This is a genomic window from Flavobacterium sp. RSSA_27, from assembly GCF_051547125.1.
In the GTDB taxonomy this organism is placed as follows: Bacteria; Bacteroidota; Bacteroidia; order Flavobacteriales; family Flavobacteriaceae; genus Flavobacterium.
Genome location: NZ_JBPTTN010000009.1, coordinates 45,420 through 63,703 on the forward strand (window position 1 = coordinate 45,420; position 18,284 = coordinate 63,703).

Annotated in this window: 18 protein-coding genes; 8 read left to right on the forward strand and 10 right to left on the reverse strand. The window is 34.8% G+C overall.

Features of this window, described 5'->3' with window-relative positions:
- Nucleotides 1–29: 29 nt before the first annotated feature.
- Nucleotides 30–485: a DinB family protein gene (locus tag ACSVH5_RS12730; RefSeq protein ID WP_438061791.1), complete on the reverse strand. Its 456-nt coding sequence runs from the start codon at nt 483–485 to the stop codon at nt 30–32.
- 75 nt (nt 486–560) lie between these two features.
- Between ACSVH5_RS12730 and ACSVH5_RS12735 the strand changes: the two genes are divergently transcribed.
- The 7 genes from ACSVH5_RS12735 (at nt 561) to ACSVH5_RS12765 (ending at nt 6,622) form a co-directional block, all read left to right on the forward strand.
- Nucleotides 561–917, forward strand: a complete 357-nt coding sequence (locus ACSVH5_RS12735; protein WP_438061792.1) for an arsenate reductase family protein — start codon at nt 561–563, stop codon at nt 915–917.
- A complete protein-coding gene (locus tag ACSVH5_RS12740; protein WP_438061793.1) occupies nt 910–1,809 on the forward strand; it encodes a DMT family transporter in 900 nt (299 codons plus the stop codon). The genes ACSVH5_RS12735 and ACSVH5_RS12740 overlap by 8 nt, the downstream gene beginning before the upstream one ends.
- A gap of 70 nt (nt 1,810–1,879) precedes the next feature.
- Nucleotides 1,880–2,740: a YicC/YloC family endoribonuclease gene (locus ACSVH5_RS12745; RefSeq protein ID WP_438061794.1), complete on the forward strand. Its 861-nt coding sequence runs from the start codon at nt 1,880–1,882 to the stop codon at nt 2,738–2,740.
- A gap of 65 nt (nt 2,741–2,805) precedes the next feature.
- On the forward strand, nt 2,806–3,378 hold the full coding sequence (gmk, locus tag ACSVH5_RS12750) for a guanylate kinase (protein WP_438061795.1): 573 nt from the start codon (nt 2,806–2,808) through the stop codon (nt 3,376–3,378).
- A 135-nt stretch (nt 3,379–3,513) separates the two neighbouring features.
- Complete coding sequence (gene nadD / locus ACSVH5_RS12755; RefSeq protein WP_438061796.1) at nt 3,514–4,122, forward strand: nicotinate (nicotinamide) nucleotide adenylyltransferase; 609 nt, start codon at nt 3,514–3,516, stop codon at nt 4,120–4,122.
- A gap of 47 nt (nt 4,123–4,169) precedes the next feature.
- A complete protein-coding gene (locus ACSVH5_RS12760; protein WP_438061797.1) occupies nt 4,170–5,333 on the forward strand; it encodes an iron-containing alcohol dehydrogenase in 1,164 nt (387 codons plus the stop codon).
- A gap of 293 nt (nt 5,334–5,626) precedes the next feature.
- Nucleotides 5,627–6,622 (forward strand): NAD(P)H-dependent glycerol-3-phosphate dehydrogenase, encoded by a 996-nt coding sequence (locus tag ACSVH5_RS12765; RefSeq protein WP_438061798.1) that lies wholly within the window; start codon nt 5,627–5,629, stop codon nt 6,620–6,622.
- A gap of 82 nt (nt 6,623–6,704) precedes the next feature.
- On the opposite strand, the gene ACSVH5_RS12770 is transcribed toward ACSVH5_RS12765, so the two are convergent.
- The 3 genes from ACSVH5_RS12770 to ACSVH5_RS12780 all read right to left on the reverse strand — a co-directional run bounded on the left by ACSVH5_RS12770 (nt 6,705) and on the right by ACSVH5_RS12780 (nt 8,754).
- Nucleotides 6,705–7,112 (reverse strand): hypothetical protein, encoded by a 408-nt coding sequence (locus tag ACSVH5_RS12770; protein ID WP_438061799.1) that lies wholly within the window; start codon nt 7,110–7,112, stop codon nt 6,705–6,707.
- A gap of 45 nt (nt 7,113–7,157) precedes the next feature.
- A complete protein-coding gene (gene pheS / locus ACSVH5_RS12775) occupies nt 7,158–8,177 on the reverse strand; it encodes a phenylalanine--tRNA ligase subunit alpha (RefSeq protein ID WP_438061800.1) in 1,020 nt (339 codons plus the stop codon).
- Between the two features lie 220 nt (nt 8,178–8,397).
- Nucleotides 8,398–8,754: a hypothetical protein gene (locus ACSVH5_RS12780; RefSeq protein WP_438061801.1), complete on the reverse strand. Its 357-nt coding sequence runs from the start codon at nt 8,752–8,754 to the stop codon at nt 8,398–8,400.
- A gap of 157 nt (nt 8,755–8,911) precedes the next feature.
- On the opposite strand from ACSVH5_RS12780, the gene ACSVH5_RS12785 reads away from it, so the two are divergent.
- The gene (locus ACSVH5_RS12785) at nt 8,912–9,412 is read left to right on the forward strand and encodes a CvpA family protein (protein ID WP_438061802.1); all 501 of its coding nucleotides are present in this window, start codon (nt 8,912–8,914) and stop codon (nt 9,410–9,412) included.
- 78 nt (nt 9,413–9,490) lie between these two features.
- Here the strand turns inward: ACSVH5_RS12785 and ACSVH5_RS12790 are convergent, their stop codons facing one another.
- The 6 genes from ACSVH5_RS12790 to ACSVH5_RS12815 all read right to left on the reverse strand — a co-directional run bounded on the left by ACSVH5_RS12790 (nt 9,491) and on the right by ACSVH5_RS12815 (nt 18,231).
- The gene (locus ACSVH5_RS12790) at nt 9,491–9,610 is read right to left on the reverse strand and encodes an SH3 domain-containing protein (RefSeq protein ID WP_438061803.1); all 120 of its coding nucleotides are present in this window, start codon (nt 9,608–9,610) and stop codon (nt 9,491–9,493) included.
- Between the two features lie 226 nt (nt 9,611–9,836).
- Complete coding sequence (locus tag ACSVH5_RS12795; protein WP_438061804.1) at nt 9,837–11,300, reverse strand: SusD/RagB family nutrient-binding outer membrane lipoprotein; 1,464 nt, start codon at nt 11,298–11,300, stop codon at nt 9,837–9,839.
- Between the two features lie 14 nt (nt 11,301–11,314).
- A complete protein-coding gene (locus ACSVH5_RS12800; RefSeq protein WP_438061805.1) occupies nt 11,315–14,476 on the reverse strand; it encodes a SusC/RagA family TonB-linked outer membrane protein in 3,162 nt (1,053 codons plus the stop codon).
- Nucleotides 14,477–14,846: 370 nt separating this feature from the next.
- Complete coding sequence (locus tag ACSVH5_RS12805) at nt 14,847–15,593, reverse strand: tetratricopeptide repeat protein (RefSeq protein ID WP_438061806.1); 747 nt, start codon at nt 15,591–15,593, stop codon at nt 14,847–14,849.
- A 104-nt stretch (nt 15,594–15,697) separates the two neighbouring features.
- Entirely contained in the window at nt 15,698–17,449 is a 1,752-nt protein-coding gene (locus ACSVH5_RS12810) for a BatD family protein (RefSeq protein WP_438061807.1), read from the reverse strand.
- A 20-nt stretch (nt 17,450–17,469) separates the two neighbouring features.
- Entirely contained in the window at nt 17,470–18,231 is a 762-nt protein-coding gene (locus tag ACSVH5_RS12815; protein ID WP_438061808.1) for a tetratricopeptide repeat protein, read from the reverse strand.
- Nucleotides 18,232–18,284 lie beyond the last annotated feature (53 nt).

The window sequence follows — 18,284 nt, forward strand, 5'->3', positions numbered from 1 at the left end:
GCATTTTTTATTCATTTGCTTTCTAAATTTTAAACAAACTTTTTAAGGCTCATCATTATTCCAATATGCAATCCTTCGTGAAATGCATTAAATTGAATGGCTTCTGCTGCGGTATGAAGAGTAAATCCAGTTGAAGTTGGATATTCCGTAAAATTTTGAAATAAATTATTTTCATAATCAGACTTCATTTTTTCAACAGAAGAAAAAAACAAATCTTTTATATAATCTACCTCTTCTTGTGTAACTTGATGGACAGGCTTACTTCCTTTTTTATACTTTTCAACGATTTCATCAGACACAAGCATTGGCAATCCTGACAATTTATAGACTAATAATTGTTGGGTCACTAAAATATGGGCTAAATTCCAAATTAAATTGTTAGAAAATCCTTCAGGAATCTTGTTTAATTGCTCCAATGTATAATTTTCAAAAAAAGAATTGGCCATTTTTCGGCTTGTTGCTGTGAGTTCAAATAGTGCGTTCATAGTTATATTTTTGATAAAATTAATGAAATTGATTGGGAAAAGAATTTTCTTTGTGTCTATTTTAAGAAAAAAACCATGAACAAAATTTACTATTTAGCCTCGTGTGATACTTGTAGAAAAATCATAAAATCCTTGCCAGAGAACCATAATTTGGCCTTTCACGACATCAAGCAAAACCCAATTACTGCCGAAGAACTAGAAGAAATGAGAAGCTTATCAGGAAGTTACGAAGCTTTGTTTAGCAAAAAAGCCCAGTTGTACAAATCGATGGATTTAAAAAATCAATCCCTTACAGAAGCTGATTTCAAAAAATACATTTTGGAACATTACACCTTTTTGAGCCGACCGGTTTTTATCATTAATGACAAAATCTATATTGGTAATAGCCAACAAAACATGCATCAAGTTCATTTAGCATTAACTCATGTCTAAAAGAAATCTCGCCTTACTAGGTGCAACCATCGTTTCGATTATTTACGGCGTAACTTTTACCATTGCCAAAGACGTCATGCCTGCATACATTGATGCTTTCGGGTTTATCTTACTTCGAGTGGGCGGTTCAGTACTGCTTTTTTGGCTAACGTGGCTTTTTATGCCCAAAGAAAAAATAGCCTTGGGGGATTTTCCTAGAATTATTGCTGCTGCTTTTTTTGGAGTAGCCTTCAATATGCTCACTTTTTTTAAAGGATTAAGCCTAACTTCACCTATTTCTGCTGCAGTAATTATGGTTTCAACACCAATGATTGTGCTGGTTTTATCAGCAATACTAATGAAAGAGCGCCTGAAAAAAAGAAAGGTTTTTGGAATTATTTTGGGTCTATTCGGTACTGCTTTATTGATTCTTTACGGCAAATCGATTGGTAGTGCTACCAATGCTGGATTGGGTAATTTCTTAGTATTGGTCAATGCCATTTCTTATAGTTTTTATCTCATCATTGTAAAAAAATTAATGCATACCTATAATGCCTTTACTTTTGTAAAGTGGATTTATCTTTTTGGTTTCTTTATGGTGCTACCATTTGGATGGAGTGAGTTTAATGATGTCAATTGGTCTTTAGTGCCTACTTCAATCTACTGGAAAATAAGTTTTGTTGTAGTTGTTTCGACTTTCTTAACTTATTTATTAAATTTACTTTCAATGAAAGAATTAAAACCTACTACTGTGGCGGTTTTTATTTATTTACAACCTCTTTTTGCGACGATTTTTGCTATTAGTTTAGGAAAAGACGAACTGAATTGGGTCAAAATAGGAGCGGCTATTTTAATTTTTTCGGGCGTTTATTTGGTAACACAAAAGCCCCCTAACCCCCAAAGGGGGAATTGAGAAGCCTTTATTTCCTAACTTTGAGCTTAGGCTTCTTTTTACTTATCTTTACAGCTTTTTATACAAACATATGATACAATCCATGACCGGTTTTGGTAAAGCAACACTTCAATTGCCAACCAAAAAAATAACAATAGAAGTAAAATCCTTAAACAGTAAGGGATTAGATTTGAATGTAAGAATGCCCTCTTTATACCGCGAAATGGAATTGGGACTGCGCAATCTTATTGCTTCAAAATTGGAAAGAGGAAAAATTGATTTCTCTATTTACATTGAAAGTACCGCTGAGCAAACCTCTACTCGAGTGAATGTTCCAATTGTAAAAGCTTATATCAATCAATTACGTGAAGTTTATGCAGATGCTGATGAAACCGAATTGATGAAAATGGCTGTTCGTATGCCGGATACTATGAAAGTGGAGCGCGAAGAAATTGACGAAAGTGAATGGGCTACTATCCAAAATGTAATCGAAGAAGCGCTTCAAAACATTTTGAATTTCCGCAAAGACGAAGGCGAGTCTCTCGAAAAAGAATTCCAATTGCGCATCGGAAATATTCGTCAATTTATGAACGAGGCTTTGGCCTTAGACCCTGAGCGTGTTCAAGCAATTAAAGAACGCTTACAAACCGCTATTGCAGAATTACAAGTAAATGTAGATGAAAATCGTTTTGAACAAGAGCTTATTTATTATCTAGAAAAGCTAGATATCACCGAAGAAAAAGTACGTTTAACCAACCATTTGGATTATTTCCTAGACACCATCAAAGGAACGGAAGCTAATGGTAGAAAACTAGGTTTTATAACTCAAGAAATGGGTAGAGAAATCAACACTATGGGTTCTAAATCCAATCATGCTCAAATGCAAAAATTAGTCGTTCAAATGAAAGATGAATTGGAGAAAATTAAAGAGCAAGTGTTGAATGTTTTATAAGTAACTAGTGAATAGTGATTAGTAATTAGCTAATGACTATTCACTAATCACTAATTACCAAAAATATGAAAAAAGGAAAATTAATAGTTTTTTCAGCTCCTTCTGGTTCGGGAAAAACAACAATCGTTAGGCATTTATTAGGAAAAGAAGATTTGAATTTAGAGTTTTCTATTTCGGCAGCTACACGTTTACCTCGTGGCGAAGAAGTAGATGGTAAAGACTATTATTTTATGTCTTTAGAACAATTCAAAAAGCACATCAAAGCAGAAGAATTTGTAGAATGGGAAGAAGTCTATAGAGATAATTTTTATGGCACACTAAAAAGTGAAGTGGAACGCATTTGGGCTATGGGCAAAAATGTGATTTTTGATATTGATGTGGCTGGCGGATTGCGAATTAAACATAAATTTCCAGAAGAAACCTTGGCTGTTTTTGTGAAACCTCCAAGCGTTGATGAATTGAAAAGAAGACTCAAAGAGCGCTCAACCGAAAGCGATGATAAAATCAACATGCGCATTGCCAAAGCCTCAGTAGAATTGGCTACCGCTCCACAATTTGATGTGATTATCAAAAATTACGATTTGCCTGTTGCACTCGAAGAAGCGTATCAATTGGTGAAGGATTTTGTTTCTAAATAGTGATTAGTAAAAACAAATGAAACTTTGTACACAGAAATTCTAAGCCAAATAGAGGAAGAATCTAAAATGATTAATGCTTTTTCGAAAACCCTCAAAAACTAATTACTTTTTACTAATCACTAGTTACTAAGTTAAATGAAAATCGGACTATACTTCGGTACTTTTAATCCCATTCATGTGGGGCACTTAATTATTGCCAATCATATGGCAGAACATACCGATTTGGACCAAATCTGGATGGTCGTAACGCCACACAACCCTTTAAAAAAGAAAAGTACGTTGCTAGATGATTATCATCGGTTACATATGGTGCATTTGGCTACAGACACCTATACAAAAATAAAGCCTTCGGATATCGAATTTAAATTACCTCAACCCAATTATACGATTACTACACTGGTACATTTACAAGAAAAGTATCCAGAAAACGAGTTTGCTTTGATAATGGGCGAAGACAACTTAAAATCCTTGCACAAATGGAAAAACTACGAAGCCATTTTAGAGCATTATTCCATTTATGTCTATCCGAGAATCGAAGCCATAGAAAACAATCAAAAATCAATTGATACTGGAGCAGAAAACACTTCTTTTGCCAACCATCCCAAAATCAAAATCATTGATGCACCAGTAGTTGAAATATCCGCTACTTTTATTCGCAATTGCATCAAAAAAGGCAAAAACATTCGCCCTTTATTACCACATAATGTTTGGGAATATTTGGATCATAATAATTTATATAAATAAAGAATTAACGTTCCGTTTTTAATTATCATCATTTTAAAAAAAATACTATGTTAAACTTCGAATTATACAATCCTACGAATTACATCTTCGGAAAAGGACAAATAGAAAAAATAGCGAGCTTGATTCCAGCAGAAGCCAAAATTTTGATCGCTTATGGAGGTGGCAGTATCTTCAAAAACGGCATTTATGACCAAGTAAAAGCAGCACTTCCTGATAGAAATATCGTTGAATTTGGCGGTATTGAACCCAATCCTCATTACGAGACGTTGATGAAAGCAGTAGCGGTAATCAAAGAACAAAACATTGATTTCATCTTGGCTGTGGGTGGTGGAAGCGTTATTGATGGTGTAAAATTTATCTCGGCAGCTGTACATTTTGATGGCAACCCAATGGATATTCTACAGAAACGTTTACTCATCAAAGACCTTAGCAAAGTAGTTCCTTTTGGTACTGTCCTAACAATTCCTGCTACAGGATCAGAAATGAATTCAGGATCTGTTGTAACTATTGAAGCCACACAAGAAAAATTGGCTTTTGGCGGAAGTGCACTATTTCCAAAATTTTCTGTTTGCGACCCAACTGTTATTCATTCATTACCAAAAAGACAGTTACAGAACGGCGTTGTAGATGCCTACACCCACGTATTAGAGCAGTACTTGACTTATCCTCATGAAGGGTATTTACAAGACCGAATTGCTGAAAGTATTTTGCAAACCCTAATCGAAATTGGCCCAAAAGTAGTAGAGGATCCTACAAATTATGCTTTGGCTTCCAACTTTATGTGGAGCTGCACTATGGCGCTCAACGGACTGATCCAAAAAGGCGTTCCTAGCGATTGGGCTACCCATATGATTGGACATGAACTTACGGCTTTGTATGGAATTGACCACGCTAGAACATTAGCGATTATTGGTCCTAATTTATACAAAGTAATGTTTGAAACGAAAAAAGCCAAATTGTCCCAATACGGACAACGTATTTTTAATTTAACCGGAACTGAAGAAGAAATTGCTAAAGAAGCGATCAACAAAACTATTGCCTTCTTTCATACAATGGGAATGCAAACCCAATTGTCTGATTACACTAAAGATTTCGAAAAAACAGCCGATTTTATTGCAAAAAGATTTGAACAAAGAGGCTGGAAGGTCTTAGGAGAAAAACAAAATATTACTCCTGAGAAAGTTAGAGAAATAGTTGCTGCTAGTTATTAATTGATAAAAAGCATTCATAAAAAAAGGCGTTTTACCAAGAGTAGAACGCCTTTTTCAAATTCTAAAAACAAAACTAACTAAACCAAACATAATATTAAATCAATAAAAATCTAATTATTAATACCTTACAACGTATAGCCCAACCAATTATTGTGTGAAAAATATTTTTTTTTGTAATAATTTAAAAATGCCTTTAAAATCAATACTCGAAGCGCTACTACAAACTTGAGAATCGAAATTAATTTGTGCAATTACTAGTATTTTGAGTACTTTTGATGAAATTTAATAAAAAAATGGCCGATAAATTAAAATTTGCAGTAATTGGTGGAGGTAGCTGGGCAACTGCGATTGCTAAAATGTTATGTGTGAACCAAAAAGAAATTTGCTGGTACATGCGCAACGAAGTAGCAATTGATCACATTAAAACGTACAAACACAACCCGAACTACTTGAGTTCGGTTGAATTTGACACTAACAAGCTTATCCTTACTTCGGATATTAATGAAGCAGTAGCATATGCCGATTACTTAATCTTTGCCATTCCTTCGGCATTTTTAGAAGGAGAATTGTCCAAAATAACCGTTCCGCTAAAAGACAAAATCATCTTTTCTGCCATCAAAGGTATTGTTCCAGAAACCAGCCTGATTGTTGGAGAACATTTTCATATTCAATACGATATTCCTTATTACAACATAGGCGTAATTACAGGTCCTTGCCATGCAGAAGAAGTAGCTTTAGAACGTTTATCCTATCTTACAATTGCTTGCGGTGACCCAGATAAAGCAAAAAAAATAGCCGAAAATTTATCCGGAAATTATATAAAAGCCAAAATATCAGATGATATTGTTGGTACAGAATATGCGGCCATGCTCAAGAACATTTACTCCATAGCAGCTGGAATTGCTCACGGTTTGGGTTATGGCGACAACTTCCAATCGGTAATTATGAGTAATGCGATTCGTGAGATGAAAAAATTCATCAAAAAAGTTCACAAAATGAAACGTAACATCAATGATTCTGCTTATTTAGGCGATTTATTGGTAACAGGATACTCCATTTTCTCTAGAAATAGAATGTTTGGTAACATGATTGGAAAAGGCTACACAGTAAAATCAGCTATGATGGAAATGAGTATGGTAGCTGAAGGATATTATGCCGTAAAAAGTGCTTACAAACTCAATCAAGGCTATGGTGCCAAAACACCAATTATAGATGCCGTATATCAAATTTTATATGAAGGAAAAGACGCTAAATCGGTTTTCAAAAAATTAACCGACGAATTGGACTAAGTCACCTTGTATCGTTTACAACAATTAAAAAAGGCATTCTCTTCTTAGAAAATGCCTTTTTTTGATACTTTATCAGAAGCTGCTATCGAACGATTACCCCATCTACAAAAAGAATAGGCACTTCCTCCATTTCTGTTTCATTGATGCTATTGGCTTTGAAAATGAATTTTTTGTCGTACAACCTGCCATCTATAAAATAAGTCACCATAAACTCGTTATGGAGCGCAAGTACACTTTTCTCTATCATTTCTATTTTAACGACAGAAACAGCGGGTATTTCAACGAAAGCGTGACGCAAAAGCGACGTTTTCTTCATTTCGCCATCAATGGTTCCAAAAGCTTTAGAAACAACCATAACACCTTCTATATTAAAATCGCTATCGTTTACCAAATAGGCGTACCACACTTTTTCCATAAAGTCGTCGCTCCATTCTTGAACGGCAGCAATAAATACATTTTCTACAACCGGTATGATGATGTCTTTTTTCATTTTTAACAGAACCCTTTCAGAGTTTTAAACTCTGAAAGGGTTATTTTAAATTATAGATTTAAATTGCTCTAAGAAACGTACGTCGTTTTCATAAAACATACGGATATCACCAATTTGATACAACAACATTGCGATACGCTCTACTCCCATTCCGAAAGCAAAACCATTATACTCCTCTGGATTGATACCACAATTGGTCAAAACATTAGGGTCTACCATTCCGCAACCACCAATTTCTAACCAACCCGTACCTTTGGTGATACGATAATCCGTTTCGGTTTTTAAACCCCAGTAAATATCTATTTCGGCACTTGGTTCTGTAAAGGGGAAATAAGACGGTCTAAGACGAATTTTTGATTTACCGAACATTTCCTTAGTAAAATACAAAAGCGTTTGTTTTAAGTCGGCAAAAGACACGTCTTTGTCAATATACAACCCTTCTACCTGATGAAAAATACAGTGCGAACGAGACGAAATGGCTTCGTTACGAAATACGCGACCTGGAGAAATCGTACGAATAGGTGGTTTGTTGTTTTCCATATAGCGCACCTGCACTGACGACGTATGCGTACGCAACAACACATCAGGATTGGTTTGAATGAAAAAAGTATCTTGCATATCACGAGCCGGATGGTATTCTGGCAAGTTCAAAGCCGTAAAATTATGCCAATCGTCCTCGATTTCTGGTCCTTCGGAAACATTGAATCCTATGGTCGAGAAAATATCAATAATTTGATTTTTTACTAAGGATATTGGGTGACGTGAACCTATAGTGATTGGTTCGCCTGTTCTTGTTAAATCGCCATAAATACCATTGCTTTCTTGCTGATTTTCTAGACCTTCCTGAATCGATTTTACTTTATCTTCAGCAGTAGTTTTCAATAAATTAATCACTTGACCAAATTCTTTTTTCTGCTCATTGGGAACATTTTTGAACTCGGCAAACAACTCTTTCAAAAGTCCCTTACTGCCTAAAAATTTAATTCTGAAAGCTTCCAATTCAGCACCATTTTGAGTAGAAAATGCTTGTGCTTCTGCAATGTATTCTTTTATCTTGTCTATCATTTTCATTCCATAATTGAGGTGCAAATTTAAGCAAAAGTTAGAAGTAGGAAGTTAGAAGTGGGAAGTTTTTTTGAGAATCCTATAACTAGGAGCAGAAACAATGGGTTTTTTAGTGAGCATAATTCCCGCTGTACGCTATATCTGTAGCGCTGAACCCCAGCGCTACAGGATGCCGCTTCCATCAGGGCTATAGAGCAGCCAATTGCTTTTTTGTGTACATTTATTCAATGACCTCGCGTTCTACGAAATAATTCACAATGGCTTCTTTCATCAAAACGGTTTGTTCACCAGCTTTCAAAGGCGGTAATTCTTCTTTTACTTTATAATGTGGCCAACCTTCATCATCAAAAAAGTCAAACTCATAAAACCCATAAGGTTCCAGCAATCTACAAATAGCAATGTGCATCAGGTTTACCTTTTCATCTTTCTTAAACTCACGGTGCACCTGACCCAACTCTTGAACCCCAATCAGGTAAATAATAGCATCTAAATCCAAATCTTCACCTTGCGAAAATCGATCCGACAATAGGGTAACTAAGCGTTCCCAACGTTCTTTTAACTGTATATCTCTAGACATTGTTTTAAAATTTAGGAATTAGGATTTAAAATTTAGGATTGGGGTACCAATACTTTTCAATACTAACTATTTTTGGCAAAGATAAGCACTTGAAAATTGAGTTACGGTATCGCCTATTTCTTTTATATTTGCCGTTTTAATTTTTTACCCTTAAAATATGACTTTTTTTGATCTTTTAATCGGTGGTTTACTAGCTTATGCTTTATTCAAAGGCATTCAAAACGGACTTTTTGCCGAATTGGCTTCTTTAGTTTCTTTGTTGATTGGAATTTACGTAGCGGTAAAATTCTCGGCTATTATGAGTTCCATAATTTCAAGCATTGTAAAATGGAATCCGTATACAATACAAATAGTGGCTTTTATACTGACCTTCATTGTGGTGGTCGTGGCTATTTATATGCTAAGTAAATTCTTTACGGGTCTAGCCGATTTTGCTTATTTGGGTTGGATCAACAAAGTTGGCGGCGGAGTGTTTAGAGTGTTGAAATTTGTTTTAATTATCAGTGTATTTTTGACTATTTTCGAAAAAATCAATTACCATAATTTCTTAGCTAAAAAGGAAACCTTGGATAAATCACTATTCTTTAATCCGATACAAAAAACATCTGCTTTTATTTTTCCTTCACTAGAAAAGCTATACGATAAAGCTAAAAAATAAGGTTCTTTCTTTACTGTAAACAAAAGCGCCCTTGAAATCCTAAATATTCAAGGGCGCTTTTGTATATAAATCGATAGTCTATTTTACTTCTTTTATCGCACTAGCATTCAACCAACCCTCAGTACCATCGGTAAGTTGCACTTTTCGCCATTGCTCTAAATTTTCCAATACATAAACTTTGGCGCCTTCGTGAAGCATGATTGCAGTAGGTTAATTTTATAAAAACAAAGACATGAAAAGGGCTTGAAAGCACTTATGGTGCAATTCTATTATCCTATGATTTTTTTTAAATATCTTCAAATAACTAATTCAATTTTTGAGTTTCTAAAAAAAATAGACCGATATCGATTTGATATCGGTCTATTACCACTTAAAAGAAAGTATAATTTATAATTCTTACTAAGTCAAGATTTAAAGCAATGACTTATGGTCTTTTATCCCAAAATACTCTTACACTCATATCTTTCTTTTGATTAGCATTTTCAGGATTTAAATCAATCTCTGATTGAGGATAAAACAAAGATCTTGGAAAATATGGTACAATTGCATTTGACGGTAAAGTTAAAGTAGGATAACCAGTTCTTCTAAAATCAGTCCAAGGCTCCATAACAACCCCATAATTAGCAACAAATTTCTCGTTAATAATCTGCTCTAATTGTTGTGCAGTAGTACCTGTTAATGTTCCATTTGCTGCTAAGTAAGTTGTAATATCAGCTGCTGCTACTCCAGCGCTTTCCATAGAAGCTCTTATACCTGCTTGGAAAAATGTTTGTGCGCTACCCGGAGAAGAGAACCTCAAAGCTGCTTCTGCTCTAATAAAGTTATACTCAGCAAACGTCAACATTCTAATAGGAGCCGCTCCAGTATATACTGAACCAGTAGCAGCACCTCTTAAATAAGTATGCAATTTAGAATAGTTATTAGGACCAGCTGGGGCACCAGCAACGGCACCAACATATAAACCTGAACCTGCTGGTAATTGTGTAAAATAAAATTGTCTTCTAGGATCTGTTTTAGAATTCATCATAGTAACTAATTTAGCATTTGCTACTAAGTTATTAATTCTAGTTGTCTCAAATTGATCAATTGGATTTCTTGCATTAGCAGCATCAATAAAATTCATTTGGAAACTATCGGCATTACTAGTCATTAAAGCAGCCCCAGAATTTACTAATGCATCAATTTTACTCTTAGCAAAACTAGCGTCTTTTTCACTATAATGTAAAAATATACGCAACTTTAAAGTGTTTGCAAATTTTATCCAATTGTTTTTGGTAGTAGAAAATGTCCCAGGAAAAATTGTACTATTTGTACCCGGAGAAATTGAAGAAATTGGAGCATTAACCTCAGCTATCCCTTGATCTAATAAATTAATTAAATCAGCATAAATAGCTTCATCGGAATCATACTTTGGCTTAACATTGGCTGCTAACTTTTGGGTATCAGAGTAAGGAATACTACCCCAAGTATCTACTGCAAGTTGATAAGTATAAGCCTTCAATATTTTGGCAACCCCTGAATAGTGTGGGCTATTAGAAGCCGTTGCACCTACAATTACATTCTCTGCATCATTTAATATTGTAGCATAAATACTAGACCAAACATTGTTTAAATCCGAACCCACAATTTGAAACTGTTCGAAAAATTGAGTCTGTGTAGTAGCTCCAACAGTTTGTCCTGAATATTGCTGCATTATCAAGGATGAATATCTATTTAAATCACTACCCGCTAAAAAACCAACATTAACGGTCAATGAAGTTAATTGCTGATTAATTGGAGCAGCAATAACACTGCTTGGATCTTCATTGGTATCACCAAATTCACAGCCGCTAACTACGAGAGCAACTAAGAATAGAGCAGCTACTATTTTATTTTTTATGTTTTTCATATGTAAAATTATTACTAAAGTACTACTTTAAGATTAAAACCAATTGTTCTAGTATTTGGTAAAGAATTAAATTCTAAACCTTGGGCATTACTAATACCTAAAGCATTTTGTTCTGGGTCAAAATGTGGGTAATTAGGTGCGCTTAAGAATAAATTTCTTCCAAAAGCTCCAATTTCAAATTGTTTAAAAGGAGTGTTCTTTAATAAACTAGGATTTAGTCTATATGACAAAGACACTTCTCTAATTCTAAACCAAGAAGTATCATATATAAATCCTTCAGCAGCTATATATTTTCCTTGATTACCATAATACGATTGCGCATTAACCTTAGTGGTATTTGGCTGACCAGCTAGTGGTCCAGAAGCATAAACCCCTTCAAACAGATATGGTGTATTTGGTGTTATATTATCAGCTGCAAATCTAGGAAACTCTGCAGTCTCTGCAGCAACTCCATTTCTTTGAACATCCGCAATATTTCTTGAATACTGATCACCACCTTCACGAATATCTAGTAAAACATACAAACTAATTCCTTTATAAGTAAACGTATTAGTAATACCCATAGTAAAATCTGGGTTTGGATTTCCAATTTTCTCAACACCTGTTGTCTGTAATGGCAAACCTGTTGCTGGATTAATTAACATATTTCCATTAGCATCACGTTGGTATTTAGAACCATAAATTTGACCATATTCATCACCAGCAACCAAACGAATATTTGGAGTAGTAAAACCTCCTAAAAATATATTAGAAACCCCTGGAGCTAATTCATCAACAATAGATTCAAATTGCGTATAATTAGCACCTAGTTCCCATGAAAAATCTTGAGTTCTGATTGGCATTCCTGATAAAGCTATTTCAAGTCCTTTTGTCGAAAGCTTTCCAGCATTTTTCAAGACATTTGTAACTCCAGATGCAGCAGAAACTGGAACACTTAAAATTACATTACGTGTATTACGTTCGTAATAAGTTGCATCAATATTCAATCGATTATTAAAAAAGGCCATTTCAGTTCCAAAAGCAATCTCTTTTGTAAACTCAGGCGTAAGCGCTGCATTACCTGCTGTGTTAGAAAGAGAAAAACCAGCATTCCCATTAAAAGGGAAAACAATTTGTGGACCAAAACCATCAGAAGCATTAGCTTGTGCGAAGTATGTATCTGTCGCATAAGCAGGAGCACCTTTTCCTACCTCACCTGCACTAGCTCTAAATTTAATTAAGCTAATTTTATCACCAAATTTAAGAGAAGGAAATGCCTCCGTCAAAACAAAACTTCCAGAGATCCCTCCATAAGGAATCGAATTGTTTTCCGCCGACAAAGTAGAAGACCAGTCATTTCTGCCTTTAACATTGACAGACAAGAAATTTTTATACTCCAATGTAACATCTGCAAAAACTCCAAACAATTTTGTATTGACAACAGAAGATGAAGGAGCATAAGTCACAGCATTAGATAAATTTGCAAATCCAGGAATCACTAAATTAAGACCTGTAACTTGCGAAGCAAAACTATAGTTGTTATTGAATTCATTACCAACAGACGCTGACAAAGTGAAATCGCTAAACTTTTTAGTAGCATTTAATGTTAAATACTGGTTCAAGTTATGAACGTTAGTTGCATTCTCTACTAAACCACCAATTAAAGTTGAACCTTGAACAAAACCAGCACCTCTGTTTCCAACCTCGTCAAAACCAACACTATTCAAGTTATAAAAATCTGAACCAATTTTAAAGTCAGCATTCAACCAAGAAGTAAAATCATACCTTGCATTAAAATTAGCCAAAATTCTATTTACTCTATCATTGTAAAGATTGTTCTTAATAGTCCAATAAGGGTTATCCTCTCCACCAGCATATAACTGCTGACCTTGAGCATTTTCAAATGGTAAACCACTTAAATTATATGATCTTGGCGTAAAATATCCTCTAAATAAAGGATTCGATAAATTGTTACCTTGCAAAGTTCTTTGTGAAGAAGTATTGGTGTACGTAATATTTGCACCTACATTCAACTTATCTGATACTTGAGTATTCCCAGAAAAAGTAATGTTATTACGAGATAACTTATTATTATCTAACACATACGTTTCCTCCGTATTACCAAGTGCAAGTCTAAAACTTGACTTCTCAGAACCTCCAGAAAAACTTAAGTTATTTTGGACATTATAGGCAGATTTAAAAATATCTTTAACATTATTTTTATAAGCCTTCAATACCTCAGGTTGACCAAATGAATTGATAATTGTTTGACCAGCAATTTTTGGACCCCATGAAGCTGCAACCATAGCGCCAGGTCTATTAGGAATAACTACACCTATTTGAGCTGGTGTTAATGTACCATTTAAACCTTGAGCATACTCATTTTGATAATCTGGTAAACGATTCACTGTTCCTACATTGTAACTTGAATTAAATGTTATAGTCGATCTCTCCCCTTTTTTACCTTTTTTAGTCGTAATTAGGATAACTCCTGAAGCACCTCGTGAACCATAAAGTGCTGTAGAAGCTGCATCCTTTAACACAACAAGACTTTCAATATCTTCAGGATTGATATCGATCGCACGATTTGATGGTGATGCACCTCTTTGCAATGCAGCACCTCCACCGCTGTTATCAATTGGCACACCATCTACAACATATAAAGGCTGGTTACTTCCTGTAAAAGTTGAAAAACCTCTTATGATGATACTTGATCCAGTAAATGCTCCTCCAGATCCTGATACACGTAAACCAGCAACTTTACCAGCAATCTGATTTGTTACGTTTGTAGCCCTTGCTGCAGTAAGTTCAGTTGCTTCGATTTTTGGTGTAGAGTACCCCAAAGATTTTTTATCTCTCTTAATTCCAAAAGAGGTCACAACAACTTCTTCCAGTTTTTGTCCACCACCACTTTTCATTACAGCATTAACCACTGATGAAGCACCAACAGTCATCTTAACAGTATTCATTCCTAAAAAAGAAAACACAAGCACATCACCTTGTTTTGCTTTAATAGAATAAGTACCATCAAAACCAGTTTGTGTTCCAGTTTTAGTACCACTGATCACCACATTAACACCTGGAACAGCACCTGTTTCGTCTGTAACAGTACCTGAAACTGTTTTCTCTTGCGCGAAAACAAATTGCATTGACAGCGCCAATAGCAAAGAAAAAATCCATTTGAATTTTGATCTCATATTATTATTGTTTGATTTAGTTATGCCACAAAAATCATAATAAAAGCTTAATAAAAAAAAGTATTTTGTTAAAAATTAAATTTATATCAATAATTTTATGCAGATACAAAAAAGTCTTGTATGAATTATAAACAAAAAGATAACTATTTTAAAGATATATATACGCTAATTTCACAAAACAAAAACAATAAATATAATAATGTCTTAATATTTTTAAAAAATTAAAACCAAACAAATAAATGATTTTTTAACACATTTAACACATATACTAAAGTAAGCTTCTTGTATATTCAATTAGAAAAAAGGGAAAAAAACGAAAAGACCATTTCTTAACGAAATGGTCTTTAAAAATTAAAATAAAAAGAAATTTTTATTTTACTTCTTTTATCGCACTAGCATTCAACCAACCCTCAGTACCATCGGTAAGTTGCACTTTTCGCCATTGCTCTAAATTTTCCAATACATAAACTTTGGCGCCTTCGTGAAGCATTATAACAGCTGGGCTGGAATTCTGCGGCTCGCTTTTGACTTCTGTCATAGCTGCGAAAAGGATGGCTGGTCGATCATTTTTAAAATGACTTTGCTCAAAATAACCTGCAAAAACACTTATCAAAACGAAAAGTAGTCCAAAAAACATCCCAAAGAAAAAAACACGTTTCGCAACTGAAGATGGTGTAAAATAGTACCCTAAAAAAAGGAATAGCACAACAACAGCAAAACCAATCGAAATCCAGGCCCAAGTATCGTAATGAAAGAAAGAAGTAAAATCGTGTACCAGTTTCTCGAAACCTACTTTGGGAACGACTTTAATCTCGTCTATGGTTCTTTTTTGGGCAAACTTCAGATTGTTTAGAATTTCTGAATCATTGGGCTTTAAAACCAAAGCTTTTTCATAATTATAAATCGCTGGCGCTACCTGATTGAGTTTGTAATAACAATTACCCAAATTGAAATACAAATCGGCCGATTCTTTTTTCTCTGTTTGCACCACCGATTCATAGGCCTGAATGGCTTGCTCGTATTGCCCTTTTTTATACAATGCATTTCCCGCTTCAAAACCATTTTGAGCAGTTACAACACTGGTTATAAATAATAATAAATAAACTATATTTTTCATATGTTGCTTTAATTTTAAACACAAAGATCACAAAAGAAGCGCTAAGAACACTATTATAAAGTGCACATTCAATTATTCTTGTTTACACTTCTATGCTTTGTGGTTTAGACAATTTGTTTTTCTAATCCCGAAATAATTTCGACGGCTTTATCAAAATCTTGCTGAATCGAGGCGCTAGAAGAAGGCGCATAACGCGCAATCTCACAATTTTCTGTTAAGGCAATAAAATCGTTTACAGCTTCAGGATTGGCTTTTCTTGACAACAACAATTCTTGAATGTTATCCTTACTCATTTCTGAGGTTTCGATGTGCAATTTTGCTTTTAAGAAATTATGCATCGCTTTTTCGAGTGCCACATAGAACAATTCTTTGTTCGCAATTTGTTTTTTGGCCTCCGATAAATATTTCTTGGCCAACTTATTGTTCATTTTGATTCGGTTACCAAAGACATCGCTATCTATGGCTTCTTTTTTCTTTTTGAAAATCACAATCAAAGGGATTAATCCAAAAGGTAGCAATAACAATGCATAAAAACTATTAGATCCTAAGAAATCCTTTGCATGAACCTCTTCAAAATCTGTTTTAAGTTTGATGAATTTGAATTGCTCCACATTACTGATTTTATTTTTATCCGTACTTGCTACTGCAGTACTATCTGTAGCCGTCGGACCATCCAAAACAGTCACTACAATTTCTGGTGAAGTAATCGTTTTATAGCTGCCCGAATTCAAATCAAAATAAGAGAACTGCATTGGTTTAATAGGATAGGTTCCTTTGAACTGCGGAATAATGGTATAACTGTCTGAAATCTTACCTGCCATTCCAGAAAGTGGCGTATTTACGGATTCCGTATGAACTGGGTCATACATTTCTAAGGCGTTTGGAACCACAGGTTTAGGCAAGGTAAATAATTTAAGATTTCCTTTTCCAGCGGCGCTAACTACCAATTCTAAACTTTCGCCATTGTGAAGCGTTGTTTTGCTTGGTGTAACTTTAAAATCAAAACTTCCCACAGCACCTGAAAAATCTCCTGGTTTACCCGATTCTGGCAATCCTTTTACCGCAATAGTTTTTGATCCTGCAGAAACTCTTTTACTAGTTTCTCGAATCATCATTTGACCAAAAATATCTCTTCTGTTGGTCGGCAACTGTACATCTATATCGAGTGATAGCGGTTCGATTTCGAGTTTTCCTGATTTTTGAGGATATAAAACGGTTTTCCTTAGCACTACATAACGGAAACGCTCTCCTTTGAACATTCCCTCTTCGGCTACCAATTGTTTGATATCAATATTTTGACTCCAAAAATCATTGTATTTTGGCTTACTTAGCTCCCGCCAATTTGAAATTCCAATATTGTAGCTGAAATACAATTTATAAACCACAGTAATGGGCTCATTGATGTAGGGATTGGTTTTAGAAACATCGGCTACCAAATACAAATTATTATCTGTAGAAATTGGGCTGTCATTTTCCTCTTGATTTTGCTGCACTGCATTGGTTACCGTAATCTTTACAGGAGACGTTTTGTATACCTGCCCATTGAACTCAATGGCAGCTTGCTTAATCACCAAAGCTCCTTTTCGAGTAGGTAACAAAAAATAAGAATACACTTTTTCAAAAGAACTTCTTCCGTTGACCCACGATTGACTTACTTGTTGGCTAGGTCCGGCAATAATTCGGAAGCCATCGAACGAAGGTTGAATAAAATTATCACCATCTACATTCATAATAAAATCAACACGAAGGCGTTCGTTTAGTGCCAAAGTGTTTTTACTCACTCGTGTCTCGAACTGAACTTGAGCCAGAAGTGGGTTAGCAATTATAAAAAGTGCAACTGCAATAAATTTTTTCATTTTAAAATGCGGTTTTTGAATTACCAATCTTTTTCGGTTTGAACTGGTTTTCCTTGGCCTTGTTTGGCCTTTACTTTATCTTGAATTTTCTTTTCTTCGTTGTTTACAGCATCCAAAAGATTTTCTAAACGATCTTTCGAAATTCCACCAGGTTTGGGTTTGGGTTGCCCTTGTTGGTCTTGATTTTTGCTGTTTTTCTGCTCGTTTTGTTTAGGATCTTGTTTTTTGTCCTGATCGCCTTTATCGTCTTTTTTGTCTTTGTCCTTATCTCCGTCTTTCTTGTCGTCCTTCTTATCTTTATCTTTGTCCTTGTCTTTTTTATTATCCTTATCGTTTTTCGGCGGATTGTCTTTTAGCATTTTTTTGGCCAAGGCATAATTGTAACGCGTTTCCTCGTCTTCAGGATTGCAGCGCAAGGCATTTTTGTAGGCTTCAACGGCTTCGGCATAATTTTTATCTTTCATAAAAGTATTCCCCAAGTTGTGCAATATCTTGTGCTTTTGCGATTTTACTTTGGCTTTGCGTAGTGCTTCGACATAAGCATACATGGCTTCAGTATTTTGATTTTGCTTGTAAATGGCATTACCTAAATTGTAGGGAGCCACCGTTCGGTTAGGGAATTTAGATTGTGAAATTCTATAATTTGCCTCCGCTTCTACAAACTTTTTTTCTGAAAACTCTTCATTGGCTTTTGGCAAAGCTTTGTCTTTTTGCTGAGCAAATAAGCCCCCTAGCCCCAAAAGGGAAAACAAGAAAAGGAATAGGATATATTTTTTAATCATTTGTAATTTTGTATTTTATCACTTTCAAGTACATTTAACAACTTCACATTGAG